Here is a 25,144-nt window from a genome sequence, read left to right on the forward strand (position 1 = left end):
CAATTTTTTCTGGTATTTCAATAGATTTTCGCCAGAAAAACTCCTGTTTTGTCAATGAAAAGCAAGGAATGACGAACTTGCCGCTTCAATTTACACCCCGCTTCCGCGACAATTTGTAACAAAAAGCCCGTATGCAACTCTTTGAAACCATTGCCGGCTTACGGCAAGCGCTTGATTCCCAGCGGGCCGCAAAACTGTCCACCGGTTTTGTTCCGACTATGGGCGCGCTGCACGCCGGACACATGGCGCTGATCGCTGCCTGCAAAGCCGACAATGACCTGACGGTTTGCAGCATTTTTGTCAACCCGACCCAGTTTAACAACCCCGACGACCTCGCCCGGTATCCGCACACGCTGGAAGCCGATTGCCAGCTGCTGAAAGCGGCCGGCTGCGACTTTGTTTTTGCGCCTTCGGTCGATGAAATGTACCCGGGCAACCCGGTTTTGAAGATTCATTTTGGCGAGCTGGAAACCGTGCTCGAAGGCGCCTTCCGGCCCGGCCACTTCAACGGCGTCGGCATTGTGGTCGCCAAGTTGTTCAACATCGTGCAGCCGAACCGGACCTATTTTGGTCAGAAAGATCTCCAGCAGGTGGCGGTAGTCAAACGGTTGATTCGCGATCTGGGCTTTCTGCTGGAACTGGTCCGCGTGCCCATTGTGCGGGAAGATGACGGTCTGGCGATGTCGTCGCGCAACCGCAACCTGTCGCCGGTCGAACGCCGGGAAGCACCCGAACTATACCGCGCCCTGAGTCAGGCCCGGGATGAACTCCACAACGGCGGTTCCATCGACGCGGCCAAAACCGTCGTGCTCAGTCATTTACAAAACCATCCGGATTTTCGACTTGAATATTTTGAAATCGCCAACGCCGACACCCTTCAGCCGGTCGATCAGCTTCAGGCACCGGGGGCAACGGCGCTGTGCATTGCCGCTCATCTGGGAAAAACCCGCCTGATCGATAACCTCATTGTCTGAAAAAACCGACTGAACTAACTCGGCCCGGCACCTGTTTTTGCGGTGACTGCAACGGGTGGGCGGTTTTTCACTACTTTTGATCGTCCGTTTGAACCGGGTAGTCGATACAACTATGTTTATTACTGTAATGAAATCCAAGATCCACCGGGTCCGGGTGACGCAGGCCGAACTGAATTATGTCGGCAGCATCACCATTGACGAGGACCTGATGGATGCCGCCGGGTTGCTTGAAAATGAGCAGGTTCACATTGTTAACAACAACAACGGCGAACGTCTGATCACCTACGTCATCAAGGGCGAACGCGGCTCCGGCATCATTTGCCTCAACGGCGCAGCCGCCCGACGCGCCCAGGTTGGCGACATTATCATCATCATTTCGTACGGCATGATGACCACCGAGGAAGCCAAAACGCATCACCCGCAGGTGGTTTTTCCCGATGGGAATAATCGATTGGTTTGAGTGGTTGACCGGCTCTGATGGATTAAAACGGTTTATAGAGCTGGGGGGGTTAAAATAGCGCGTTATCCCACCCTCCACCCCGTTTTTGACCATCAAAACCCTTTCGTCTTCCAGCCAGCAAAACACCTTTTTTAACCATTGTCATTCATTGAAAAACATCGTAAAATACGGCCTCTCGCTCGGCATTGCGGCCCTGTTGCTCTGGTACGTATTCAAGGACATCGACCGGGTGGCCATGTTCGATGCGTTTAGTAAAGCCGATTACCGCTGGATTGCCGTGTCGGGTTTGCTGACCATTGTGGCCCACTGGAGCCGCGCCTACCGCTGGGGGGTGCTGATCGAACCGGTGTTTGGCCGCCGGCCCGCGCCGGCCAACACCACACTGGCGGTTCTCACCGGTTATTTCGCCAATCTGGTGGTGCCGCGCATGGGCGAAGTAACCCGCTGCGGTACGCTGAACCGGCTGGAAGGGGTGCCCGTTAACGTGAGTTTTGGGACGGTGGTGGCCGAGCGGATTTTTGATGTGCTCATGCTGCTCGTGCTCACCGGCGCAACGTTTCTGATCGAATTTAACCGGCTCAGCACGTTTCTGATGGACTTCTTTTCGTCGAAATTCAGCGGAAACCGCCTGGGTGATAACACCTGGCTGCTCGTTCTGGTGGGCGGCTGCCTGCTCGGCTTTGCGGTGATGCTCTGGTTTTTCTACAACCGCTACAAAGAAGTCCTGCGTCAGAAACCGTTCTATCAACGGGTTGAAAAATTTGTCGGCGGTTTACTGGAGGGCCTACTGAGCATTCGCAAACTGAAAAATCCGGGTGCATTTATTTTTCATACGCTGCTGATCTGGACGCTGTATTATTTCATGTCGTTCGTGCTGTTTTTTGCCATGCCCCAAACCGCCGATCTGGGCTGGCGCGCCGGCCTGACCATCCTGATCATGGGTTCGCTGGGGATGGCGGCCCCCGTGCAGGGCGGAGCCGGAGCGTTCAACATTCTGGTCGGAGCCGCCTTGGCGCTCTACGGTCTGAGCAACCAGGACGGGGCCACTCTGGCCACACTGATGCTGTTTTCGCAGTGGTTTTACGTGGTATTGCTGGGCGCTATGAGCTTTCTGGTGGTGATGCTGAAAGGCCGGGATCCAAAAACCGCAGCGGCCCAACCCACCCTCAACGTAGAACCGTAATTTTAAGGGTTGTCAACTGGTTTTGATGGTTGCTTGGTCAAAAGTGGCGAACCATCCAGCTATCTAACCCTTTTTAGCCATCAAAACCGCCCATTCGCATGACCGAATCCAAAATTCTCACCCGGCAGCAGGCCGTGGAATGGGCCGACCAACGGCACGCGGAAGGCCAGCGCATCGTTTTCACCAACGGTTGCTTCGATCTTCTGCACCTGGGTCATATCGACTACCTCGAAAAAGCCCGGCAAACCGCCGACAAACTGATTTTGGGGCTCAACACGGACGCGTCGGTGAGTTGTATTAAAGGCCCGTTGCGGCCTGTCGTCAATGAGTACGCCCGCGCCCGGCTGATGGCTGCCCTGGAATTTGTCGATGCCGTGACGCTGTTCGATGAACCAACGCCCCTGGCGCTGATTCAGGCCCTGAAACCGGACGTGCTGGTCAAAGGCGACGACTATGCCGTGGCCGATATTGTGGGGGCTGATGTTGTACGGCAAAACGGCGGCCGGGTCCAAACCATTCCGCTCGTGGCGGGTTATTCCACTACGGCGCTCATTCGCAAAATTCAGGAGGCTTACCGTTGAGGGATGAACTTCTGAAAACCGGGACCAGCGGTTGCAGATCCTGATGAACAATGAACTGTTTTTTTACTGATATTTGTTTACCATGTAGTGATCCACACTACCGGTTAACCACGAACCTTAATCGTACCGGCGACCCCGGTCTTTCTTAAATTATGCCTGGAATCTGGATTATTTTCATCATTTTCGCTCTGCTCAGTGCCGGTATTAGCTGGCGGCTGCGGAGTAAGTTCAACGAGTATTCCCAAATCGGACTGAGCAACGGGCTGAGCGGCAAGGAAATTGCCGAGCGGATGCTCCACGAGAATAACATCTTCGACGTTCGCGTCCTGTCGGTCGAAGGAATGCTGACCGACCACTATAACCCGCAGGATAAAACCGTTAACCTGAGTGCCGACGTCTATTATGGGCGAAGTGTGTCGGCTGCGGCTGTAGCGGCCCACGAATGCGGACACGCCGTGCAGCACGCCACGGCTTACGGTCCGCTGAAGTTTCGCTCGGCGATGGTACCCTTTCTGACGATTTCGTCGAGTTACCTGCAATGGATCATCCTGATCGGTATTTTGCTGATCAACACGACCATCATCCCGCTGGCGATTGGGGTCGCCCTGTTCGCCGTTACCACGCTGTTTAGCTTCGTGACGCTACCCGTGGAGTTCGACGCCAGCCGCCGGGCGTTGGCCTGGGTGCAAAACCGGAATATCGTGAATCAGCGGGAATACGGCTACGCGAAAGATGCGCTCTGGTGGGCTGCCATGACCTATGTGGTTGCCGCACTCGGTTCACTGGCCACGCTGCTTTACTACGCCAGCCTGCTCATGGGCGGTCGTCGAAGCGACTAACCGACGTATAGTTTTTCAAGAAAAAGGGTTACGGTTTTTACGGTAGCCCTTTTTCTTGGGTAAGAACGGAAAAAAAGCCGGCAGGGAATCCCAGTCGGCTTTCTGTATTATTGCGAGATGTAAAGATTCAACTTCTTCTGGAAAACGGGACGGCCCGGCAAAACGGCGGGGACTGGAAAAGCAAAATCAGCTTACAAGATATAATTTATTTTTGATTGTACATCCAATATTTTGTATTCATTCATTGCGTATGAACTTACCGAGCCAGAGTAGCCTGATTTTGGGAGCTTTTAAGCGGCCAGTTTACTTTTGCGGTATCCGTACGAGAAATAAATGACCAGGCCAATGACCAGCCAGACCACAAAAATAGCCCAGTTGCTAATTCCCAGTTCGGTCATCAGGTACAGGTTGGTCAAAATTCCCAGAACCGGGAGAAGGGAGAAATTAGAGCGAAACGATAAAACGGAAAAAACCGCCCAGGTCAGCCAGAAGAAGGCCAGCAGCGGTTTTTCTTCGATCCCGCTAACCAAATGACCCGACTGCGCCACCAGAAAAACCGTCACGATCAGCGCCAGCCCGATAATGTATTTCCCGTTAACGTAGGGCACCTTAAATTTCGAATGCTTCGAAAGCCCTTTCGCGTCCAGGTACAAGATCCCTCCGCAGACCAGAATAAAGGCAAAAAAGGTACCGACGCTGGTGAGATCGATGAAAAACTGCATGTCCAGAAAAAGCGACGGTATAGCCACCAGAAAACCGGTTACAATGGTGGCAAACGAGGGCGTCCGATACCGCGGGTGAATCTGCGAGAACTTGGGCCACAGCAACCCATCGCGGCTCATGGTCATCCAGATGCGCGGCTGGCCCAGTTGGTAAACCAGCAAGGCGCTCGTAATGGCCACCACGGCACTCACCGAAATGACACCGGCCACAAAATTCAGGTCTACTTTCTGAAACACGTACGCCAGCGGATCGTCGACACCCAGCTCCTTGTAGTTCACCATCCCGGTCAATACCAGCGTGATCAGCACGTATAAAACCGTACAGATGATCAGGCAGTAAATCATCGCCCGGGGCAAATCACGCTGCGGATTCCGGCACTCTTCGGCCGTTGTTGAAATGGAGTCAAAACCGATGAAGGCAAAGAAAACCGACGCCACTCCGCTCAGAACCCCGCTCACCCCGTTGGGCGCAAACGGCGACCAGTTTTCGGGTTTGATGTAAAAGGCCCCGACGGCAATGACCAGACCGATCACGGCCAGTTTCAGCACCACCAGAATGTTGCTGGCGGTACGGGATTCTTTGATGCCGACGTAGACCAGCGCCGTAATCAGAATCGTGATGACACCGGCGGGTAAATCGGCAATCAGCTTTAAGCCGCCGAGCGTCGGGGCGTCCTGAAAAGCCTGGGCGAGCTCGCGTGTGGAACCGGCCAAACGGCCCGGCGAAGCGCTGGCTTGCACCTCCGCATAGGCCCGGGCGGCCGATCCGTAGTCCGTGGCCCAATAGGCCGGAAACGGAATGCCAAATCCTTCGAGCATCGACGTAAAATATTCCGACCACGAAATGGCGACCACCATGTTGCTGACGGCGTATTCCAGAATGAGCGCCCAGCCGATGATCCAGGCAAAAATCTCCCCGAAGGAGACATAAGCGTATGTGTAGGCACTTCCACTGACCGGCACCGTGGAGGCAAACTGCGCGTAGCTGAGGGCCGTAAAAACGCAGGCAATGGCCGTAAAAACAAACAGCAGCGAAACCGCCGGTCCGCCGTTGACACTGGCCCGCCCGATGGTACTGAAAATTCCGGCGCCGATGATGGCCGCAATGCCAAACGAGGTCAGGTCGCGAACGCCCAAAATTTTATTCATATGTGAAGCATCTCCCTCGTTTACATCCGCTACGGTTTTGGTAACCGATTTTTTCCGGAACACTGAGTCACTCATACGGCTGGTGTCTATTGTCTAAGTTTACGTTCGGCGATTAATTCTTTCAGTTCGCTAATCCGGCTCTGGGTGGTGGTTTCTTTGCAGTTGGCCAGCACCATCGTCAGCATGGAGCCGCCCGCGTACATTTTTTCATAAAATTTACAGTGCGCATCGCGGTAAGCAATCCACTGGCGCTGTGCGTCCACCACCATCGCCTTGTCTTCTTTGGACAGAAATCCGAGCAACTGCTTGTAGACGGCGTTCAATTCGTGGTCCGCTTTCTGAAACCGCATCTCCGCGCACAGGTTCAGTTCGGCCTGCGTCTGGGCATTGTCACAGTTGGTGAAACCTTCCGGCGGATGGTTCGGATTCGTTCGGGCTGGATTCTGAATTCCCGGTAGCTGCGCCCAGGTACTGATGGCTATCAGGCAGCCCATTAACGTACCTATGTGCTTTGTTTTCATGGCAGCGATTCGCCCCACAGGCATAAACAGAAGGTTAAAAATAAAAATTGTTTTTGGTTTTAAAAGCGGTTTTGCAAAAACGCCGTTACTACAAAGAGCAAAGCCGCCTGACATACAACGGCAATTCCGGTAGGCCGTATTGCGTTACTTTGCCAAAACAGGTTGTTGTTTTATTCCATCGCAGGTTGTCTCTTTGCACTTTCGTTCTGATCGATGTCTATTCAGGTACAAAACCTTACGAAGGTATACACCCGCCCGGGTACGTCGCCCCAACGGGCCGTCGATTCGGTTTCGTTTGCGATTCAACCCGGCGAAATTGTGGGTTTTCTGGGTCCGAACGGCGCCGGAAAATCCACCACCATGAAAATTGCCACGGCTTATCTGCCGCCCACGGAAGGCACGGTGGCCGTGAACGGTTTTGACGTCCGGACGCATTCCATCGATGTCCGGCGGAGTCTGGGCTACCTGCCCGAACACAATCCGTTGTACCTGGACATGTACGTCAAGGAATTTTTGCAGTTCGCGGGTTCGCTGCACGGGTTGCGGGGAAGCGCCCTGGGTCACCGCATCACCGAGATCATCGGGCTGGTGGGGCTGGAGCTGGAGCAACGGAAAAAAATCGGTCAGTTATCAAAAGGCTACCGGCAGCGCGTCGGACTGGCCCAGGCCCTGATCCATAATCCGCCGGTTTTGATTCTGGACGAACCCACCACGGGACTCGACCCCAATCAGCTCACGGAAATCCGGCAGGTCATCCGCACCATCGGCCGCGAAAAAACCGTGTTGTTTTCCACGCACATCATGCAGGAAGTCGAAGCGCTCTGCGACCGGGTGATCATCATTAATCAGGGGCGGGTTGTGGCCGACGGGCAACTGAGCCACCTGCGGGAAACCGCCGACGATTCGATTGCGGTCGTGGCCGAGTTTGAGCAGGATTTAACGGATGTAGCGGTTTTGCATAGCCTGCCCGGAGTTCGGCGGGTTGAGGTGCTGGGCGAAAACCGCTACCGGCTCACGGCCAGCAAAGAAAGCGATCTGCGCGCGGCCATCTTCCGGCTGGCCGCCGACAAAAATCTGACCCTTGTGGGGCTGAAACAGCAGGAAAGCAGTCTGGAAGGAATTTTCAGGGAGTTAACCGCACCGACGGCTCCAAATGTGTAATGATATATATCGAATACTAAATAACGAATGTTGACTATCGAAGTGGCGCTGCCTCTTTGTTTCGATAGTCAACATTCGTTATTTAGTATTCGATATTCGTCTCTACTTCCTCGCCGACGCCATGAGCGGATACTGGTCGAAGATGGATCGGACAATGCCCTTAAAGTAGTTGTTCTTAAAGTTCGGATTTCGGGTTACGCGCGACGCATAGCCTTTCCAGATCACCTGGTAGGTTTCGGCGTCGATCAGTGAAATCATCAGCGTTCCTTCGTCGAGGTTGTAATCAATGCGTTTGTAGGTTGCCTCGCCATCTTCGCTCACCACCCAGTCTTTGATAACCGGCTGCTGATACCCCCGGAAACGCAGATCGTTCCGGAAAATGTTGTAGGAAATCAGCAGGTTAGGCCCCCGGTTGGCAACTTTATACCCGCGAGCTTCCATTTGGTGACGAATGGCTTCCTGAATATCGGAGCAAAGCAGCGTGGAGTCGATGTACTCACATTCCAGAAAATTGAAAGACTCGTAGTTTTTAAAATGCCCTTCGTAGCTGTAGTCGTGCTCAACGAATAATTTTCCAGGCATGCAACCGGCCAGCGAAACGACAGCCAGCAACACAAGAACGCCGATAAAATGTTTCATACTGTAAACAAGTGTAAAAGTGAATCTTATAGACAAATTGGTTAGGAAATGAATGCTACCTTCTGTACTAGTGTTTTTCTGTCTGTAAGGTTCAAAAATCCGCGCAAACGGCCCTGCTTACAGTTTAGGTTCGGTAATAGTCCAATGCCCGGCGCATCTCGGTTTTCGTCACCGGCACATCGTACGTGCAACTCCCCGGTCCGTCCAGCAGGGCCATCCGTACCTGCCCGTTCCGGTTTTTTTTGTCCTGCAGCGTCAACGCGAGAATGGGCTCCAGATCCGCGTCCGTGAGGGGAATCCGGCCATACACGGCGAAGATATATTCTTCAATCTGCTCGAGCAGCCGCGTCGAAATCAGGCCTTTCCGTTCCGCAACAAACGCTTCCGTAATCATTCCGGCGGCAACGGCTTCCCCGTGCAGCAACCGGCGCTTCGGATCGGCCAGCAGATGGGTTTCGATGGCGTGCCCCAGGGTGTGACCGTAGTTCAATATCTTACGAATTCCCTGCTCTTTTGGATCTTGCGCAACAATATTTTTTTTAATTTCGACGGAATGCGCCACCAGCACCTTCCAGTCCTGCTGGTGCACATCAAGACGCCGGATGACGTTCCACTGGGCGGCATCGGCAATCAGACAATGCTTGATGATTTCGGCAAATCCCGACCGCACTTCCGACTCCGGTAAAGTTTCCAAAAAAACCGTGTCGATCAGCACCGCTTCCGGTAAATTAAAGACCCCAATATGGTTCTTAAATCCGTGAAAGTCAATACCCAGCTTCCCGCCCACACTGGCATCGACCTGCGACAGTAACGTGGTCGGAATCTGGATAAAATCAATGCCGCGTTTGTAGGTTGCCGCACAAAAACCGCCTAGATCACCAATTACGCCCCCTCCGAGGTCGATCACCAGCGCATGGCGGTCAAAATGGGCGTCGGTTAATGCCTGCCAGACGGTTTCGCAGCTCGCCAAATTTTTGTTTTCTTCGCCCGCCCGGATCGTAATAATCTTATGTTTCGGTAAAAAATTTTTTATCGCCGGATAACAAAACCGCCTGGTGTTTGAATCGGTCAGAACCGCAATGGCCGAATAAGTACGCTGGTTTAAAAAAACCGGCAAACTTTCGGCGAGGGATGAAATTAGAACAGACATACGCAGGTAAAAAGAAATCGCTCCCAAAGGTAAAACTTCGGAAGCGATTTCAACCACGTTTCGCCGGACTTTAGTCCGTACGAAACTAGGCTAGTCAACAAAGAAGAAGGCGATCGGACCAAAGCCGGCGCGATCCGGGAGGATCTCCTTACGAAATCACTTTCAGCGCGTCGGCAAATGCCTTCATCTGGTCCATCGTCCCGAGGCTCACGCGGCACCAGAACTGGCCGTCGAATTTCCACTGCCGAACGCTCACGCCGTTGTCCATCATTTTTTTGGTGAAATCGTCGCCTTTCATCCGGATCGGGAACAGGACGAAGTTCGTGCCCGACGGCAGGTAGGTGTAACCGTTCTGCGTCAGCGTGGTGTATAAAAACTCTCGCGCTTCGAGTCCTTTGCCCAGTGAATACCTGATGAACTCCTCGTCTTTGAAACACGCCAGCGCGGCCCGCAGCGTCGTCATGCTCAGGTTCCCGACTCCCCCGCCCCATTTCGCAATGGCTTTCAGCGCATCCGGCTGGCCCACCATGTACCCCATCCGTAAACCGGCCATGCCGTAGATTTTTGAGAAGGTTTTGGCCACCAGCACATTCTGCCCTTTTTTAATATTTTCAATGACCGTGTACTTCTTCGGATCGCCCGTGTAGTGAATGTAGGCTTCGTCGACAAAAACCGGTTTCTTGGCCGATACACGGTCCACAAACGCCCGCAGGCTTTCCGGATTGATCGTTACGCCCGTCGGGTTGTTCGGGTTACAAACATAAACGAGGCTGGTTTTGTCGTTCACCCGCTTTTCCATCTCCTCCAGGTTGTGGTCGTAGGTGCCCGAGGTCAGGGGAACTTTATCCCAGGTCATGCCGTGTTGAACAGCCGCCCGAACCAGCGATTCGTAGGTTGGATCGGCCGACAGCACACTGCCGCCGGGAGTCGTGTAGGCAACCTGCAGGGCCGTCGCGTGCAGCAACGCACCCGAACCCGCCGAAAGCAGAATCTGCTCCGGTGCAACCCCTTCCTCCTCCGCAATCATTTTCTGCAACTGCATCCCGTACTGAAACGGATACAGGAACCCATCCGGTGCGGCTTCGGCAATGGCTTTCAGTGCTTTCGGCGACGGGCCGTACGGGTTTTCGTTGGCCGACAGACGGGCTTTCAGCGCGCCTTTCGGAACGGTTGGCGGCAGCGTACTTCCCAACTCCGGTTTGTCCAGCCAGGGTTCACAATAAGCGGCTGGAGCAGCGGCTAAACCAACCCCGGCCAACAAACCAGACCGGAGCCATTCGCGACGATTAAGAGACATACTAAAGAAGTGGTTAGATGATTGATTTAGTGAGACGAACGACGGAGAGATGGTAGTTCAGTTCTTAATTTATACCCTGCACCCGCGACAAACGGGCGAACGCCTGGCCTTTGTATTCACCCCGCCAGGTCAGCGGCACGTTGCTGCCCACGGCCGGTTTGGCAATCCCGAGTTCGGCCCAGGTTTTGGTCAGGGTGACTTTGCCGGCGGCATCGGTGGTCAGGTCGGCAAGGGCCGTTCCGTCGCGCTTCGTCAGTTTCACCGCCAGCGAGGCCACCGGAATCGAGTCAATGCCGACTTTGTAATCCAGAATCCCGGTTTTGTCGAGTTCAAAAACCGTCACGGTCATCACCACCGGGGTCGAAATCTTCTGCGTAACCACCGGCTCGGCGGTTTGCCCGCCCCCATCAGCAACGCCATCGACCACCACCAAAACCGGGGCCACAACGCGATCCACAAACGGATCTTCCTTTTTCTCACAACCGGCGAACAGGCCACTCCCAACCAGTAACCCGCTCCAGATAAAGTATTTATAGCTCTTCATAGAAATCATCTTTTGATTCATAATTCTTCATTCATACTTGCTCATTATTTCTCCGCCCACCACAAGTTGACCTTCATATCATCCGGTCCGCCCAGCAGCGAAATGCCTTTGTCCAGGCTGGTTTTGTTCAGGGAATACTCCGAAGTCGGGTATTTCAGGCGGGTGGGCAACACGCCGTCGTTGGCGAACACCGAACGGGAGTCTTTTCCGGGCAAAACCGGCAGCCCCGTCCGGCGGTATTCCGTCCAGGCTTCGATGGCCTGCCCGAAGAGCGAAATCCATTTCTGCTCCAGGATGGTCGCTTTGGTCGCGGGTCCGACTTTCGCCAGATACCCGGCCGGAACCGTCAACCCGTATTGATCGAACGAAGCCGCAATGCCTTTCTCCAAATACGTCTGCGCGCTGCCCGTGATGTCGCCGTCGGCGGCCGCTTCGGCCAGGATCAGGTTCAGTTCCGAAAACGTCATCAACACGCTGGGCGCGGTCGCGGCCGTGAAGTAGGTCCCTAAAACCGAGCTGGTTCCGAGGTAGGCCGTCGCCACGGCATCCGGCAAGCCGTTGGCGTGGCCTTCGTATTTCCCGGCTTTGTTGGCCTGGGCGTACACCGTAATCCGGCTGTCACCCAGTTCATTGAGCCGGTCGGCCAAGGTTTTGCTGACGTTCCAGTCGGTCCGGCCGTCCTGAATCATCACCTGATGCCATTCGTTGTTGCTGGGCAAAACCGCCGAGTTCGCCAGCCGGGCGTTGTCGGCATTGCTCGTAAAAACCGGGAATCGGGTGGCGTCGCCCAGAATTTCGGCCATGATGGCTTTCGACTCCGCCGGTTTTTTGGCCGCCTGCCGGTTCGCCAGCCGCACCCTTAGCGAGTTGGCCAACTTTTTCCATTTCAGGATGTCCCCGCCGTAGAGGATGTCCCCGGAAACCGGCGGCCCCGTTACGCTCAGCTTTTCGTTGGCGGTTTTCAGGTCGTTCAGCAAACCGGCGTAAACCGTCTCCACCGGATCGTAGGTAGGCGTGTAGTTTGGCGCATCGGCGGTTCCTTTCAGCGCTTCTGTATACGGAATCGGGCCGTACACATCGGTCAGCAGCGAAAACACCCACGACCGCATCACCAGCGCAACGCCTTCGTAATTGGCATTTTCGAATTGGCCCCCCGGCCCCGCCAGCGCAATGATCCGCTGGTAGTTGACCTGCGCGTCGTTGAAGAATCCCTTCCAGTTGTTGGTGTAAAAACCGACCGAAACTTCGTAGTTGTCGCCTTCGTTCGAGTAGATGTTGCGCGTCAGGTACTGCATCCAGCACATGGCGCCATCCAGGTTCAGCCGTTCAAACCGGGTGCGAACCCCCCAGTACCGGTCGATGGACGCTTCGAGGGCATACGGCAGCAAATACTGCGGGCTGATGGAGGTCGGGTTGTTCGGGTCAACGTTCATCTCGTCGAACTCCGAGGTGCAGGAACCCGCCAGCGTCATCACGCCCAGACTAATAAAAAAGGCTTTTATAATCTTCATAATGAAATCGTTTTTCCGGAATTAGAAGGACAGACTCAGGTTGGCACCAATGCTGCGCGAGCTGGGCAATTCACCGTAGGCAAAGCCCTGCTGGTTGGCCCCGAACCGATCCACTTCCGGATCAACGTGCGTGGTGTTTTTGAACAGCATGGCGAGGTTACGGCCCACCAGCGAGATTTTCGCCGAACGAACCTTGATCCGGTTCAGAAAAACCGCCGGAATCTGGTAGCCGATGGTCGCTTCGCGGAGCTTGACGTAGCTGCCGTCGTAAATCGATCCTTCGTGGTAGTTGCGCGGGTTGTTGTAGCCAATGAGCGTTTTGGCCGGCACAATCACCGTGTTCGGAACGTAGTTCGGGCTTTCGGCCGTTCCGGCGTTGTAGACGCCTTTGCCAATCACCCCCTCTTCCCGGCCCACGGCGGTTTCTTCGTACTGCCCCGTCCAGCGCGCCGTTCCGGTTCCTTCGTCGAAGAAGTCGCCCCCCCATTTCACATCCACCAGCGCCGAGATCGAGAAGCCCCGGAACGTCAGGGCGTTCAACCAGCCGCCGGTCCATTTGGGCTGGACGTTCCCCAGCGTGCGGGGCGTGGTCGAAACCACCGGCAAACCGCTGGCGTTGTAAATCCGCTGGCCGTCGGGCGCGTGTTCAAAACCGGTTCCGAAGAAGCTGCCGTAGGGTTGTCCGACGCGGGCTTCCGTGATCAATCCCTGGCGGGTGGCCAGCGTGTAGGTAGTGAGCCCCTCGGCCAGTTCCAGCACTTTGTTGCGGTTGCGCGAGAAATTCAGCGTCGTTTCCCAGGTAAAACCACTGGCGGTTTTGACGGGGGTTCCGGTCAGCACAATCTCCAGTCCCTGGTTGGAAATCTTACCGGCGTTCAGCACGCGGGAGTTATAGCCGCTCGATTTGGAGATTTCAACGGCCAGAATCTGATCCCGCGACACCTGATTGTAGTACGTTGCATCCAGGCCGACGCGGCCTTTCAGGAACCGGACGTCCAGACCCAGTTCGGTTCCGGTTGTGATTTCCGGTTTCAGCGTGGAGTTGGCAATCTGGGTGTTTTCGTAGAATTCGGGGGTCGAACCCGCCCAGGACGTCCCGGCCACGAAGGTTTGCAGCAGCTGGTACGGCAGGGCATCGTTTCCTACCTGCGCCCAGCTCGCCCGGACTTTTCCAAAAGAGATCACGTTGCTCTGCACGTTTAGCAGGTCGGTGATGACGGCGCTGGCCGAAACCGAGGGATAGAAGTAGGAGCGGTTGTCGGCGGGCAGCGTGCTCGACCAGTCGTTGCGGGCCGTGGCATTCAGGAAAAGCGCATTTTTGTAGCCCAGTTCAAACGACCCGAACACACTGTTTACCTGCGATTTTTCGATCCGGCTTTGCGCCGTGTTGCGGCTGGGGTTGGCGTTGGCGGCATTGTATAGGCCGTCTACCACCAGTTCACCCACGCTCAGGTAGTTGCGCTTGTAGTAGTTCGTCCGCGAAATACCGCCCACCTGAATGTTTGTCGTAAAATCAGTGCTGATCGCTTTGTTGAAGGTCAGAATAGCGTCGTGGTTGGTTTCCTGCCGACGTAGTACCTCTTCCGTGAAGGCGCCGGGCGTGCGGTTTCCGTTCCGCACCCGCTCAAAATTGGTTATGCTGATCCGCGTATCGGTCCAGACGTCGGTTCCGCTCCGCACCATCAGGCTCAGCGACGGTACGATCTTGTAATTTAAGGCCACGTTACCCACCAGCCGGTCTTTTTCGTTGTCCGAGGGCAGCATTTCCGACGAGAAATACGGGTTCGTAAAAAAGGTATGCTGCCAGTTCGGCGGATCGCTGTCGGCCGGTTTTCCGGCCAGCGCCCGCTGGATGTGCACGCCCGTGTAGTCGCGCCAGTTGCGAAGTTTCGCCCAGTCGGTTTGCCGGTGCGACCAGATAAACTCCTGACCGCTGCTGTAGCTCCGGTTGCCGCCCGATTTGATGTATTCCGCCGAAATGGTGGCGCTGAAGTTCGAGGTGAAGGTATACGCCGAATTGAATTTGAAGTTGTTCCGGTAAAAATCGTTGAAGTAAACCAGTCCTTTCTGATCCATCCGGCCCACCGACAGCCGGAAACTTCCCTTATCGTTGCCGCCCGACAGCGCCACGCTGTTGGTGATGGTCTGGCCGGTTTGCCAGAAATCCTCCCAGTTGTTCGGGTTGGGCGTCAGCGGAGCTACTTCCCTGCCCGACCACCAGTGCCGCACCAGCCGTCCGTCCATCGGTCCGCCCCAGCTTTCGTCGGTGCCTTCCGTACCGGTCAGCGGAGCATTCGGGCCGTAAGCCGCCCGGTATTGCTGCATTTCCAGCGGGTCCGTAATCGCGCCCGACCAGCCGTCGTTGTACCAGGTCCGGTAGCCGTTTCCACCGCCGTAGGTGTTCTGGAATTTCGGTTTGATCCACGGCCGCTCGAACGTCACGTTGGAGTTGATTTCCACGCCGATGCCTTTTGTGCCGGCGCCGTTTTTCGTCGTGATCAGGATCACCCCGTTGGCGGCCCGCGAACCGTACAGCGCGGCCGCGTTCGGGCCTTTCAATACGCTCATTTCCCTGATGTTGTCCGGGTTCACTTCCGAAATACCCGAACCGTACGTTTTGTCAAATGACTGCTGAATGGGTACGCCGTCGACCACAATCAGGGGCTGGTTGTTGCCCGACACCGACGACGCGCCCCGAATCTGGATGGTCGAACCGCTGCCCGGCCCCCCGTTCGAGCTGACCCGCAAACCGGCTACTTTGCCGGACAAGGCATTCACCACGTTGGAGGACCGCGCTTCGGTCAGTTGGGTGCCCTTGATTTCCTGGACCCCGTAGCCCAGCGACTTCACTTCCTTTTCAACCCCAAACGCGGTTACGACCACTTCGGACAGGGATTTCACGTCGGTTTTTAGCGTCAGGTCCAGTGTCGTACGGTTTCCAACAACGATTTCTTCGGTCAGAAAACCGATGGAGCTAATGATAATCGTGGGATTGTCGGTGGGAATTTTCAGGGTGAACTTGCCCTGATTGTCGGTGGTCGTTCCGATGGTGCTGCCTTTCACCACCACGTTGGCGCCGGGGAGCGGGCCTTCTTCGGCGGCTATAAGAGTACCCGAGAGCGTACGCGTCTGGGCCGAGGCCACGGCCATCGAAAGCCAGATCATCCCTACTAATACCAGTAGTGTTCTCCTCATAAAATTAGTTAGGTTAATAAAGCGTATAAAGATGGATCGTTGTATTCCGTTGTCATGCAAACCCGGTGCGTCGGACGGCCGGACACTGGCCGCTTCGCCGAACCGCCCTTCGCAACCGGGCGCATGGCAATGGCTGAGTACCGGATGAGTCCGGTTTTCAGTATCGTCTCCGACGGTTTTCGGTGGCGGCTGGTGCGCGAAAAAGACAAGGCGCGACCCAACCGGCTCCGGAGTCGGTCATTGGTTCTGAATTAAGGCTAAATCGGAATGTGGATCTGCCCGGAATCGTCTCCGGCAGGTACGCCGAACCCGGCTTGCTTCCTGCAAGAACCGTCAGGTTCGGTTTGGGTCAGTCCGGTAGTGCGGCCAGCGGAATGTCCCGGTAGAAAGAAGAAGTCACTGTGGTTTGTTGATAAACCAAAAGTAAGCAAAACAATATATTTGCCAAATTTAATTGCTACTATTTTACGGATATACGTACAAAATTTTTAATAATTCGCCATTCACCAAATACAACCATTGGTTAGACAAAAGTATTTCTGTCTAAAATCCAACTTGATAGACCCTGCGTACGTGAAAACCGGATGGGCCCGGCAACCGGTTTTCCGGACTACGGCGCTTCCGGAAGATTTCGGAGAAAATCGATCAATAGCCGGATGCCAAAACCGGTCGCGTTCTTCTGAGAACCAAATTCCGTATCGGCGAAAGCCATCCCGGCAATGTCCAGGTGCGCCCAGGCCGGATGCGCTTCCGTGAAGACTTCCAGAAACTTAGCGGCACTGATGGCCCCGGCCAGCGGTTTTCCACTGAAGTTTTTCAGATCGGCGACGTCCGACTGAATATCTTCCTTGTAAACATCCCAGAGCGGCAGGGGCCACAACTGCTCACCGGTTTGGCGGGCTGATTTCAGCAGGTCGGCGGTCAGGACGTCGTTGTTGCTGAACAAACCGGCGGCATGGTAGCCGAGCGTGGAAATGACACTGCCGGTCAGCGTAGCCAGATCGATCAGCACGTCGGGCTGGTAGTTGCGGACCATGTAGCCCAGGCCGTCGGCCAGGATGATGCGGCCCTCCGCGTCGGTGTCGATCACTTCGATGGTTTTGCCGAGGTATGAACCGATGACGTCACCCGGTTTGGTGGCCTGGCCATCGACCATGTTTTCCGTCGCGGGAACAATGCCGATCAGGTGCACCGGCAAGCGGAGTCTGGCCGCTACTTCCATCGTGCCCAGAACCGCAGCCGCCCCGCCCATGTCGCTCTTCATCAGGTGCATGCTGGTCGATGGCTTAATGGAAATACCGCCCGTGTCGAACGTAACGCCTTTGCCCACCAGCCCCACTTTCCGACCGTTCGACGGATCGGCGGGTTTGTACTCGGCAATGATAAATACCGGCGGGTGGGCGCTGCCTTTGTTGACGCTCAAAAGCGCCTGCAACCCCTGCCGCTCGATTTCGGCCTGATCGAAAACCGTCACCGAATAACCGTAGCGTTGCCCGGAAGCCACGGCCCAGTCGGCCAGCGTTTGCGGAATTTTGTAGTTGGACGGCGAATTCATCAGGTCCAGCATCTGCCGGTGCGTGTCGGCGAGGGCTTCGGCGCGGTCGAGAGCTTCCTGCGCAACGGTTTGCTCCTCCGGACAATAGATTTCCAACCGGCCTTCCTCCGAATAAAAACCGGTGGTCTGCGGTTTGTCGGAAACATGCAATTTCAGGTCGTAGCCGCCCCAGCAAATCCCCAGCACCACGAACTCGACAACGGCCGCGTCAAAACCGCTCAGATCGACGCCGACGGTCAGCGTCAGCCGGTCTTTTTGCCGGAAAAACAACTCCCGAAACGCCCGCAGCCAGATGATCGGCGTCGACTCCTTACCCAGACCGAGCAGGTAAACTTTCCGGCCATCGGGCTGGTAGAGCGGCAACAGTTCCCGAAAACCGGCTTTGAAATCGTGCTGCAAAACCGCTGGCGTCAGGTTAAACCGCTGGGCCAGTGCCTCAAGCGTGGCTGGCAGTTCGTCGGTTTGCGGAACGGGAATGACGACGGTGTCGGTCGTCAGCGGTGGGCGGGTTATCAATTGGATTGTCATCATCAGATTGGAATGCCACAAAGGTAACAATCAGAAAAACAACCATTCTACGGCCAGTGGAAATTCCCGGCTCCAGCGGCTTTCGTTGTGTTCCCCTACCGGATCAACGGCAAAGTGAATGTCCAGCGTTTCGTGCCCCTTTCTTTGCAGCAATGCTTTCTGCAGGCGTTCCATCGCCGGCACCATGTATTTCGATTCCTGTTCTCCCCCGTACAGATACACGCGCATCGGTTCCGGAGCGTAAAACCGTAAAGCATCGGCGTACACGATCGGCGTGGTCCACAGGGCGGGAGAAAAAACCATCAGCTGGCCGAACACCGCCGGGTGCCGTATTCCGGCGTAAACGCTGATCAAACCGCCCATCGAACTGCCGCCCATGCCGGTCGCATCCCGTTCGGGCCGGGTGCGGTAGGTGGCGTCGATGAAGGGCTTCAGCGTATGGGCCACAAAGTCGAGGTACGCATTTCCCCGGCCGTTGGCCAGTCGGGTGTTGTAGGGCAGAAATTCGGCCACCCGCTCGCTTTCGCCGTGGTCGATGGCAACGATGATCACGTGGTGGTGCTGCCGGTGCGCCAGAACCGCCAGTTTCTGATCGATGGCCCAGTTGCCAAAAGGCGATCCGTCGCCAAACAGATTCTGGCCGTCGTTCAGGTACAAAACCGGGTAGCGGGTGTCACTCGCGTCGTAGTCGTACGGCAACAGCACCTGAATCCGGCGCGTGGTGTTGAGCTGCGGCACCTCAAAGGCTTTACTGATCCGCTCAATCCGGGGCAAAAAAACCGGGTTGAAGGGCAAACCGTGCCACCGCCAGTGCGGAACCACATCCCGGTGCGTGGCGTCCTGCCCGCCGGAAAACCGGTTGGGTACGCCCTCGCCGGCCGCGCTCAGCTCAACCGAATCCCAACTCCCGCGCGTGTATTTGTATTCGAGCGAACCCGGGGCCGTCACCTCCACCGGCAGCTCAATGGCATAGCGGCCTGCGCCGGTTTTCTGCAACTCAAACCGCTCGACATCCGGATACCATTCGCAAAAAGGCCCGGTAACAAACACGGGGCGATTGTCATCGGCAGGGGTGGTGAGTTCTAGACGCATAAGGAATATCGGGGATTTAATTGGATTGTTTTAATTGATTTGCGCCCGTTTCGCAGCACTACTTCCCGGTTTTATCTTTATTATTGCTTCCGAACGTGATTTGTTCGATTAATTCAGAAAACGGCCCGCTTTGGAGCGCCGTTTCGATTTTACCAGACCGATGGAATAGAAAATGATGAAAACTCTTTTAATTCTGACCGTATCGACCCTCCTGGCCGCGCACCGTACGGAGGCCCAAAAAGCACCGCAGGCCAAAACCGCCCATGGCGTCGTGGAAGGCGTCACCGAAACCAGCGGCATTCGCGCTTTCAAAGGCATTCCGTTTGCCCAGCCGCCGGTGGGCGAGTTGCGCTGGAAAGAACCCCAGCCCGTCAAAAACTGGCAGGGTGTTCGGAAAACCGTTCAATTTGGTCCGCGGGCCATGCAGCGCGCCATTTTCGGCGATATGGGCTTCCGTTCGGATGGCATGAGCGAGGACTGCCTCTACCTGAACGTGTGGACGCCCGCCCGGTCGGCCAATGAAAAACTGCCCGTTCTGGTGTACTTCTACGGGGGCGGTTTTATGGCCGGTGACGGTTCGGAAGGGCGCTACGACGGCGAAAGCATGGCGACGAAAGGCATGGTGGCACTGACGGTCAACTACCGGCTGGGCGTGTTTGGCTTTATGGCGCATCCCGACCTGACGAAGGAATCACCCAACCGCTCGTCGGGCAATTATGCGTATCTGGACATGGCGGCTGCGCTCCGCTGGGTGCAGCAGAACATTGCGGCTTTTGGCGGTGACCCCAAACGGGTGACCATCGCCGGGGAGTCGGCGGGTTCGATTGCGGTGAGCGGTCTGATGGCCTCACCCCTGTCGAAAAACCTGATGGCCGGGGCCATTGGCGAAAGCGGTTCGCTGCTCGGTGGTTTGCCGCCGGTGCCGCTGGCGACCGGCGAAGAAGCCGGCGTCGCGTTTGCCAAATTTGTGGGAGCCAATTCGCTGGCGGATTTACGCGCCATACCCGCCGACCAGCTGCTCGAAGCCACGGGCAAACCCGGTGTGCCCCGGTTTAGCGCCACGGTGGACGGTTATTTCTTCCCGAAAACTCCTTTGGAAATCTTCACGGCGGGCGAACAGGCCCAGGTGCCGCTGCTGGCAGGCTGGAACTCGGAGGAGATGAACGCCCGGGCGGTGTTGGGTCAGGAAAAACCGACGGCTGAAAATTACGCGAATGCCGTGAAACGACTCTATAACGAACGGGCCGACGAAGTACTGAAACTGTATCCGGGTGCGACGGAGGAAGAAATTATGGAATCGGCAACGGCGCTGGCCAGCGACCGGTTTTTGGCCTACAGCACCTGGAAATGGGCCGATTTGCAGAGCAAAACCGGTGGTAACAAACCGGTGTATCGCTATTATTATTCCCGCCCGCGTCCGGCAATGGTGCCCGAAATGGGCAATGCCGCGCCCGGTCTGGCCGGCGGGGTGGTGAAAGCGACGGACGCCAACGCGGTGAAGATTCCGCCCGCGCGGGGCGCGGTTCACTCCGCCGAGATCGAGTACGCGATGGGCAATCTTTCGAAAAACAAAGTTTACGCCTGGACGCCCGAGGACCACAAAGTGTCGGAGGTGATGCAAACTTACTTTGCCAATTTCGTTAAAACCGGAAATCCGAACGGAAAAGGCCTGCCCAACTGGCCCGCCATCAACAACGCCAACCCCGTGCCGTTCATGCAGATTGACGTGAACACGCGGCTGGAAACCGAGAAAAACCGGGCGCGGTATCTGTTCCTGGATCCGTATTATGCGAAGTAGCCGCCTGAAAACTGCCTTCGTTTTGAGACATTAAAAAGCAAACAGGGCCGGTGAAAACCGGCCCTGTTTGCTTTTTATAGATTCTTTTTCTTCAACTCACTCACCGCGTAGTTGGTGGCCCGCGCCGTGATGGCCATAAAGGTCAGCGACGGGTTCTGAGTGGAGGTGGAGGTCATGCAGGCGCCGTCGGTGACAAAGACGTTCTTGCAATTGTGAAACTGGTTCCACTTGTTGAGCAGCGAGGTTTTGGGATCCTTGCCCATCCGTACCCCGCCCATTTCGTGGATGTCCAGTCCGGGGGCTTTGGCGGGATTGTCATGCGTCTGGATGTTGGTAAAACCGGCCAGGGTCAGCATTTCGGACATTTGCTCGTGGAAATCCCGGATCATCTTCTCGTCGTTGTCGTCGTAGCCCACCGACACGCGCAACTGCGGAATGCCCCAGGCGTCTTTCAGTTCCGAATCCAGCGCCACGAAGCTTTCTTCCTTTGGCAGGGTTTCGCCCATCATGTGTGAGCCCACGCGCCAGTTGCCCCATTTGCGGTTGAACAGACTTGCTTTCAGATCTTCGCCAATGCCGGTCGTGTCGGCGGTGTTCATGCGGCTGCCGCTGAACCCGGCGGCATAACCGCGCAGGAAGTCGGTTTCCTGTTTGAACACGTTGCGGAACCGCGGAATGTAGCTGCCGTTCGGCCGGATTCCTTCGGTGGTTTTGTCGAGTAAGCCTTCGTATTCCGCCGAAATCGTTGTCCGGAAATTATGAAACGCCATGTACTTGCCCAGCAGTCCGTTGTCGTTGCCCAGGCCGTTCGGAAACCGGTTCGATTTCGAATTCAGCAGAATCAGGTTCGAGTTCAGACAGGCCGCATTAACGAAAATAATCTTGGCGTAATATTCCGTGGCTTCCTTCGTGTTCGCATCGATCACCCGCACGCCCGACGCCTTGTTCTTCTTTTCATCGAACAGGATCGAATGCACCACCGAATCGGGCCGGAGCGTCAGTTTACCGGTTTTGGCCGCCCACGGCAGCGTGGAGGAGTTGCTGCTGAAATAACCGCCAAACGGGCAGCCGCGCTGGCACAGGTTCCGGTTCTGGCACTGCCCCCGCCCCTGTTTCAAATGGATTTCCTGGGGTTGGGTCAGGTGGGCGCAGCGACCGATGATGATGGGCCGGCCACCTTTGTAGTGCGTGGCCATCTGGTCAGAAAAGTGTTTCTCGACGCAGGACTGTTCGTGCGGAGGCAGAAACTCACCGTCCGGCAATTGCGCCAGACCGTCTTTGTTACCCGCCACGCCGATAAACCGCTCCACATGACTGTACCAGGGCGCGATGTCGGCATACCCAATCGGCCATTCGACCGCAAAACCGTCGCGGGCCGGGCCGTCGAAGTCGTACTGCGACCAGCGTTGGGTGCCCCGCGCCCACATCAGCGACTTGCCCCCGACCTGATAGCCCCGAATCCAGTCGAACGGTTTTTCCTGCACGTACGGATGGTCGGCGTCTTTGACAAAAAAATGAGCCGCGTCTTCGTTGAAGGCATAGCACCGGCTGGCAATCGGGTTGGCGTCTTTGAGCGCTTTCGGAATCTGCCCCAGGTGGTCAAACTCCCAGGGATTCATCATCGTGGTGGGGTAATCCGTTACGTGTTTGACATCGCGGCCGCGTTCCAGCACGAGCGTACGCAGGCCTTTGTCACAGAGTTCTTTGGCGGCCCAGCCACCGCTGATGCCGGACCCGATCACAATGGCGTCGAAGGTCCGGTCTTTCACCGAATCAATCGTGAAATTTGGCATGAAAAAAGGACTGTTAGTTGGGAATAACGTTTACGCAGCCGTGGTAAAAACCGGGCGCCATCACGTACTTCTGGACATTGGTCAGGTAATATTCCGAGTTGGTATAGCCCCGGATGGTCAGGCCCTTGATCAGATCGGCAAACTGCCGGATTTCCGGTTCCGTGGCGGCTCCCATTTGCCGCAGCAGGTCGGTCCGCTGGCTTGGGTCGCAGGTCGTAAACGCTTTGCTGTAGGCCTGCTGGGCCAGTTCGTCGGTTTTGGCAAGGCCCTGTTTCAGCACCTCCTGCGCCGAGGGATCGTAGCAATCGTTGATCATTCGCAGGGCGAACTGGTGCACTTTCAGGGTTTTGGCGCCGGGCGTGGTGGTCTCGGGAATAAAGGTCTCAACCAGTTCAGCCAGCAGCGTTTCTTCGGTCCGGGAGGCAAAGCGGGTCTGTCCGACGGTTTCGGGTGTCCAGCCGGTAGCCCAGGCAGGCAGGGACACCAGGCTCCCCGTTACCGCAATCAGATTCTTTAAAGCGTTACGGCGTTTCATTTTTTTAAGGTTTTGTAGCACAAAAATACGAAACCTTTTCGAAAAACCGTAGTTTCGGCGCGGGCAGTTGCCAGGTACGCGGTTGGTGTTCTTTAGGGAAATGCTGAGGGTCTCACAAAAGCATGGGGCCGTTTAAACCGGTGCGGTTTCAGGGTCAGCCGTCCGAGCGGTTTTTGCTTCGAAGATAGCGGATTACAGAAAAAGTGGGGGCCGTGTTTGCACCGGAAGAATACGTGATTTTACTTGCCGCTATCTTTTGTCAACAAACCTTCGAGCCACCGTGTTGTACCAAAACAAAAAAGCAGTTACAACTTTCGTCGTAACTGCTTCGTTGCTCGTGGTGATGGACGGAATCGAACCGCCGACACAAGGATTTTCAGTCCTTTGCTCTACCGACTGAGCTACATCACCATTCGATGCCGGTAGCATTTTTTGTGGGTGCAAAGGTAGTAGTTTTTTCTATTACACCAAATACGATGACAATTCTTCAACAAATTTTATTTGTAGTCGCTCTGGCCGCGACGGCCTGGTTTCTGACCCGACGCATCAACCTCATTCGGCGCGCCATCCAGCTCGGTCGCCCGGAAAACCGCACGGACCAGCCCGGCGAACGGCTGAGCATCATGCTCCGGGTTGCTTTCGGGCAGAAAAAAATGATGACCAACCTGACCGTCGGCCTGATGCACTTCGTGATTTACGTCGGTTTTATCATCGTCAACGTCGAGGTGCTGGAAATTGTGCTCGATGGGATTCTGGGGACGCACCGGCTTTTTGCGCCGTACCTCGGCCCGGTTTATCCGTTTCTGATCAACGTCTTCGAAATTCTGGCGCTGGGCGTCTGGCTCGTCTGTGCGGTTTTTCTGCTGCGCCGGTTTGTGACCCGAGTGCCCCGTTTTCAGCCCGAACGTCACCGCGAAATGGGCCGCTGGCCCCGCACCGACGCGGCTTTGATTCTGATCTTCGAAATTCTGTTGATGACGGCTTTCCTGCTCTGGAATGCCTCGGATAGCGTCCTGCGCGAGCGCGGGGTGGCGCATTACAATGCACTAACCGGACAAGTTCACCCGTTTCTCATCAGCCAGTTTCTGATGCCGCTGTTTGCCGGCTGGAGCGAGACAACCCTGGTGCTGACCGAACGGGTGGCGTGGTGGTTCCACATTCTCGGTATTCTGTTCTTTGCGGTCTACCTGACCTACTCGAAACACCTGCACATCGTGCTGGCTTTCCCGAACACGTACTTTTCGGACCTGAAACCCAAAGGCGAGATGACGAATATGCCGGATATTACGAAAGAAGTGCAGCTGGCGCTCGGGATCCTGCAGGCCGACCCGGACGAGGCTCCGACCGAACCGGGTCGCTTCGGGGCCAGCGACGTGCGGGACCTGAGCTGGAAAAACCTGATGGACGCCTACAGCTGCACCGAATGCGGGCGGTGTACGGCGGCTTGCCCGGCCAACATCACCGGCAAAAAACTGTCTCCGCGCAAAATCATGATGGACACCCGCGACCGGCTGGAAGCCATTCAGCACGGCTGGCAGCAGAACGGCCCGGAGTTTGACGACGGCAAAACCCTGCTGGGCGATTACATTACGGCCGAGGAAATCAATGCCTGCACAACCTGTCAGGCCTGCGTGCAGGAGTGCCCCGTCAACATCAACCCGCTGGAAATCATCCTGCAACTGCGCCGGTACAAAATCATGGAAGAGGCCCAGGCCCCGGCTTCGTGGAACGCCATGTTCAGCAACGTGGAAAACAATATGGCGCCGTGGAAATTTTCGCCCGGCGACCGGTTTAACTGGGCCGACCAGGTAAATTCCTGAAAACCGCCGACCCGCGACCGGCGGCTGGAAATTTCGGGGCTTGCCGTGGCATCCTCAAAAAACTGCCTACTTTTACGGTGCACGTCCGCTCAAAACT

General features: G+C 55.9%; 21 protein-coding genes and 1 tRNA gene. 9 read left to right on the forward strand and 13 right to left on the reverse strand.

What is annotated here, in order from left to right; all coding sequences use genetic code 11:
- Nucleotides 1-131: 131 nt before the first annotated feature.
- The 5 genes from panC to ACYVHX_RS07020 all read left to right on the forward strand — a co-directional run bounded on the left by panC (nucleotide 132) and on the right by ACYVHX_RS07020 (nucleotide 4,037).
- Nucleotides 132-974: a pantoate--beta-alanine ligase gene (gene panC, locus ACYVHX_RS07000; RefSeq protein WP_460670918.1), complete on the forward strand. Its 843-nt coding sequence runs from the start codon at nucleotides 132-134 to the stop codon at nucleotides 972-974.
- 112 nt (nucleotides 975-1,086) lie between these two features.
- Nucleotides 1,087-1,434: an aspartate 1-decarboxylase gene (gene panD / locus ACYVHX_RS07005; RefSeq protein ID WP_460670919.1), complete on the forward strand. Its 348-nt coding sequence runs from the start codon at nucleotides 1,087-1,089 to the stop codon at nucleotides 1,432-1,434.
- A gap of 148 nt (nucleotides 1,435-1,582) precedes the next feature.
- Nucleotides 1,583-2,617: a lysylphosphatidylglycerol synthase transmembrane domain-containing protein gene (locus ACYVHX_RS07010; RefSeq protein WP_460670920.1), complete on the forward strand. Its 1,035-nt coding sequence runs from the start codon at nucleotides 1,583-1,585 to the stop codon at nucleotides 2,615-2,617.
- A 98-nt stretch (nucleotides 2,618-2,715) separates the two neighbouring features.
- Nucleotides 2,716-3,198 carry a D-glycero-beta-D-manno-heptose 1-phosphate adenylyltransferase gene (gene rfaE2, locus ACYVHX_RS07015; protein WP_460670921.1) on the forward strand — a complete coding sequence of 161 codons (483 nt, stop codon included), beginning with the start codon at nucleotides 2,716-2,718 and terminating at the stop codon, nucleotides 3,196-3,198.
- 152 nt (nucleotides 3,199-3,350) lie between these two features.
- Nucleotides 3,351-4,037 carry a zinc metallopeptidase gene (locus tag ACYVHX_RS07020; protein WP_460670922.1) on the forward strand — a complete coding sequence of 229 codons (687 nt, stop codon included), beginning with the start codon at nucleotides 3,351-3,353 and terminating at the stop codon, nucleotides 4,035-4,037.
- 290 nt (nucleotides 4,038-4,327) lie between these two features.
- Here ACYVHX_RS07020 and ACYVHX_RS07025 read toward each other — a convergent pair whose 3' ends face one another.
- Nucleotides 4,328-5,983 (reverse strand): amino acid permease, encoded by a 1,656-nt coding sequence (locus ACYVHX_RS07025; RefSeq protein ID WP_460670923.1) that lies wholly within the window; start codon nucleotides 5,981-5,983, stop codon nucleotides 4,328-4,330.
- 11 nt (nucleotides 5,984-5,994) lie between these two features.
- A complete protein-coding gene (locus ACYVHX_RS07030) occupies nucleotides 5,995-6,429 on the reverse strand; it encodes a lysozyme inhibitor LprI family protein (protein WP_460670924.1) in 435 nt (144 codons plus the stop codon).
- A 213-nt stretch (nucleotides 6,430-6,642) separates the two neighbouring features.
- Here ACYVHX_RS07030 and gldA point away from each other — a divergent pair, with 213 nt between their 5' ends.
- Nucleotides 6,643-7,590 (forward strand): gliding motility-associated ABC transporter ATP-binding subunit GldA, encoded by a 948-nt coding sequence (gene gldA, locus ACYVHX_RS07035; RefSeq protein ID WP_460670925.1) that lies wholly within the window; start codon nucleotides 6,643-6,645, stop codon nucleotides 7,588-7,590.
- Nucleotides 7,591-7,692: 102 nt separating this feature from the next.
- Here the strand turns inward: gldA and ACYVHX_RS07040 are convergent, their stop codons facing one another.
- The 6 genes from ACYVHX_RS07040 to ACYVHX_RS07065 all read right to left on the reverse strand — a co-directional run bounded on the left by ACYVHX_RS07040 (nucleotide 7,693) and on the right by ACYVHX_RS07065 (nucleotide 15,926).
- Entirely contained in the window at nucleotides 7,693-8,229 is a 537-nt protein-coding gene (locus ACYVHX_RS07040) for a DUF4136 domain-containing protein (protein WP_460670926.1), read from the reverse strand.
- A gap of 124 nt (nucleotides 8,230-8,353) precedes the next feature.
- On the reverse strand, nucleotides 8,354-9,379 hold the full coding sequence (aroB, locus tag ACYVHX_RS07045; RefSeq protein ID WP_460670927.1) for a 3-dehydroquinate synthase: 1,026 nt from the start codon (nucleotides 9,377-9,379) through the stop codon (nucleotides 8,354-8,356).
- Nucleotides 9,380-9,527: 148 nt separating this feature from the next.
- Complete coding sequence (locus ACYVHX_RS07050; protein WP_460670928.1) at nucleotides 9,528-10,676, reverse strand: pyridoxal phosphate-dependent aminotransferase; 1,149 nt, start codon at nucleotides 10,674-10,676, stop codon at nucleotides 9,528-9,530.
- A gap of 64 nt (nucleotides 10,677-10,740) precedes the next feature.
- Nucleotides 10,741-11,220, reverse strand: coding sequence for a hypothetical protein (locus tag ACYVHX_RS07055; RefSeq protein ID WP_460670929.1), 480 nt, complete (start codon nucleotides 11,218-11,220; stop codon nucleotides 10,741-10,743).
- Between the two features lie 44 nt (nucleotides 11,221-11,264).
- Nucleotides 11,265-12,731: a SusD/RagB family nutrient-binding outer membrane lipoprotein gene (locus tag ACYVHX_RS07060; protein WP_460670930.1), complete on the reverse strand. Its 1,467-nt coding sequence runs from the start codon at nucleotides 12,729-12,731 to the stop codon at nucleotides 11,265-11,267.
- 21 nt (nucleotides 12,732-12,752) lie between these two features.
- A complete protein-coding gene (locus ACYVHX_RS07065) occupies nucleotides 12,753-15,926 on the reverse strand; it encodes a SusC/RagA family TonB-linked outer membrane protein (protein WP_460670931.1) in 3,174 nt (1,057 codons plus the stop codon).
- Between the two features lie 54 nt (nucleotides 15,927-15,980).
- On the opposite strand from ACYVHX_RS07065, the gene ACYVHX_RS07070 reads away from it, so the two are divergent.
- On the forward strand, nucleotides 15,981-16,181 hold the full coding sequence (locus ACYVHX_RS07070) for a hypothetical protein (RefSeq protein WP_460670932.1): 201 nt from the start codon (nucleotides 15,981-15,983) through the stop codon (nucleotides 16,179-16,181).
- Between the two features lie 355 nt (nucleotides 16,182-16,536).
- On the opposite strand, the gene ACYVHX_RS07075 is transcribed toward ACYVHX_RS07070, so the two are convergent.
- Both ACYVHX_RS07075 and ACYVHX_RS07080 read right to left on the reverse strand, forming a co-directional pair.
- Nucleotides 16,537-18,009 carry a leucyl aminopeptidase family protein gene (locus ACYVHX_RS07075; RefSeq protein WP_460671341.1) on the reverse strand — a complete coding sequence of 491 codons (1,473 nt, stop codon included), beginning with the start codon at nucleotides 18,007-18,009 and terminating at the stop codon, nucleotides 16,537-16,539.
- A gap of 30 nt (nucleotides 18,010-18,039) precedes the next feature.
- Nucleotides 18,040-19,101 carry an alpha/beta hydrolase gene (locus ACYVHX_RS07080; protein ID WP_460670933.1) on the reverse strand — a complete coding sequence of 354 codons (1,062 nt, stop codon included), beginning with the start codon at nucleotides 19,099-19,101 and terminating at the stop codon, nucleotides 18,040-18,042.
- A 175-nt stretch (nucleotides 19,102-19,276) separates the two neighbouring features.
- On the opposite strand from ACYVHX_RS07080, the gene ACYVHX_RS07085 reads away from it, so the two are divergent.
- Complete coding sequence (locus ACYVHX_RS07085) at nucleotides 19,277-20,899, forward strand: carboxylesterase/lipase family protein (RefSeq protein WP_460670934.1); 1,623 nt, start codon at nucleotides 19,277-19,279, stop codon at nucleotides 20,897-20,899.
- Nucleotides 20,900-20,973: 74 nt separating this feature from the next.
- Here the strand turns inward: ACYVHX_RS07085 and ACYVHX_RS07090 are convergent, their stop codons facing one another.
- The 3 genes from ACYVHX_RS07090 to ACYVHX_RS07100 form a co-directional block, all read right to left on the reverse strand.
- A complete protein-coding gene (locus ACYVHX_RS07090) occupies nucleotides 20,974-22,692 on the reverse strand; it encodes a GMC oxidoreductase (RefSeq protein WP_460670935.1) in 1,719 nt (572 codons plus the stop codon).
- Between the two features lie 13 nt (nucleotides 22,693-22,705).
- On the reverse strand, nucleotides 22,706-23,227 hold the full coding sequence (locus ACYVHX_RS07095) for a gluconate 2-dehydrogenase subunit 3 family protein (protein WP_460670936.1): 522 nt from the start codon (nucleotides 23,225-23,227) through the stop codon (nucleotides 22,706-22,708).
- Nucleotides 23,228-23,565: 338 nt separating this feature from the next.
- A tRNA-Phe gene (locus ACYVHX_RS07100) sits at nucleotides 23,566-23,638 on the reverse strand.
- Between the two features lie 65 nt (nucleotides 23,639-23,703).
- On the opposite strand from ACYVHX_RS07100, the gene ACYVHX_RS07105 reads away from it, so the two are divergent.
- Nucleotides 23,704-25,047, forward strand: coding sequence for a 4Fe-4S dicluster domain-containing protein (locus ACYVHX_RS07105; protein ID WP_460670937.1), 1,344 nt, complete (start codon nucleotides 23,704-23,706; stop codon nucleotides 25,045-25,047).
- Nucleotides 25,048-25,144 lie beyond the last annotated feature (97 nt).

Source organism: Larkinella ripae (assembly GCF_054780775.1).

Bases quoted from the DNA above. Each gene is read 5' to 3' on its own strand.
- panC (WP_460670918.1), top strand. From the start codon at position 132: ATGCAACTCTTTGAAACCATTGCCGGCTTACGGCAAGCGCTTGATTCC.
- panD (WP_460670919.1), top strand. From the start codon at position 1,087: ATGTTTATTACTGTAATGAAATCCAAGATCCACCGGGTCCGGGTGACG.
- rfaE2 (WP_460670921.1), top strand. From the start codon at position 2,716: ATGACCGAATCCAAAATTCTCACCCGGCAGCAGGCCGTGGAATGGGCC.
- ACYVHX_RS07020 (WP_460670922.1), top strand. From the start codon at position 3,351: ATGCCTGGAATCTGGATTATTTTCATCATTTTCGCTCTGCTCAGTGCC.
- ACYVHX_RS07025 (WP_460670923.1), bottom strand. From the start codon at position 5,983: ATGAGTGACTCAGTGTTCCGGAAAAAATCGGTTACCAAAACCGTAGCG.
- ACYVHX_RS07030 (WP_460670924.1), bottom strand. From the start codon at position 6,429: ATGAAAACAAAGCACATAGGTACGTTAATGGGCTGCCTGATAGCCATC.
- gldA (WP_460670925.1), top strand. From the start codon at position 6,643: ATGTCTATTCAGGTACAAAACCTTACGAAGGTATACACCCGCCCGGGT.
- ACYVHX_RS07040 (WP_460670926.1), bottom strand. From the start codon at position 8,229: ATGAAACATTTTATCGGCGTTCTTGTGTTGCTGGCTGTCGTTTCGCTG.
- aroB (WP_460670927.1), bottom strand. From the start codon at position 9,379: ATGTCTGTTCTAATTTCATCCCTCGCCGAAAGTTTGCCGGTTTTTTTA.
- ACYVHX_RS07050 (WP_460670928.1), bottom strand. From the start codon at position 10,676: ATGTCTCTTAATCGTCGCGAATGGCTCCGGTCTGGTTTGTTGGCCGGG.
- ACYVHX_RS07055 (WP_460670929.1), bottom strand. From the start codon at position 11,220: ATGAAGAGCTATAAATACTTTATCTGGAGCGGGTTACTGGTTGGGAGT.
- ACYVHX_RS07060 (WP_460670930.1), bottom strand. From the start codon at position 12,731: ATGAAGATTATAAAAGCCTTTTTTATTAGTCTGGGCGTGATGACGCTG.
- ACYVHX_RS07065 (WP_460670931.1), bottom strand. From the start codon at position 15,926: ATGAGGAGAACACTACTGGTATTAGTAGGGATGATCTGGCTTTCGATG.
- ACYVHX_RS07070 (WP_460670932.1), top strand. From the start codon at position 15,981: ATGCAAACCCGGTGCGTCGGACGGCCGGACACTGGCCGCTTCGCCGAA.
- ACYVHX_RS07075 (WP_460671341.1), bottom strand. From the start codon at position 18,009: ATGACAATCCAATTGATAACCCGCCCACCGCTGACGACCGACACCGTC.
- ACYVHX_RS07080 (WP_460670933.1), bottom strand. From the start codon at position 19,101: ATGCGTCTAGAACTCACCACCCCTGCCGATGACAATCGCCCCGTGTTT.
- ACYVHX_RS07085 (WP_460670934.1), top strand. From the start codon at position 19,277: ATGAAAACTCTTTTAATTCTGACCGTATCGACCCTCCTGGCCGCGCAC.
- ACYVHX_RS07090 (WP_460670935.1), bottom strand. From the start codon at position 22,692: ATGCCAAATTTCACGATTGATTCGGTGAAAGACCGGACCTTCGACGCC.
- ACYVHX_RS07095 (WP_460670936.1), bottom strand. From the start codon at position 23,227: ATGAAACGCCGTAACGCTTTAAAGAATCTGATTGCGGTAACGGGGAGC.
- ACYVHX_RS07105 (WP_460670937.1), top strand. From the start codon at position 23,704: ATGACAATTCTTCAACAAATTTTATTTGTAGTCGCTCTGGCCGCGACG.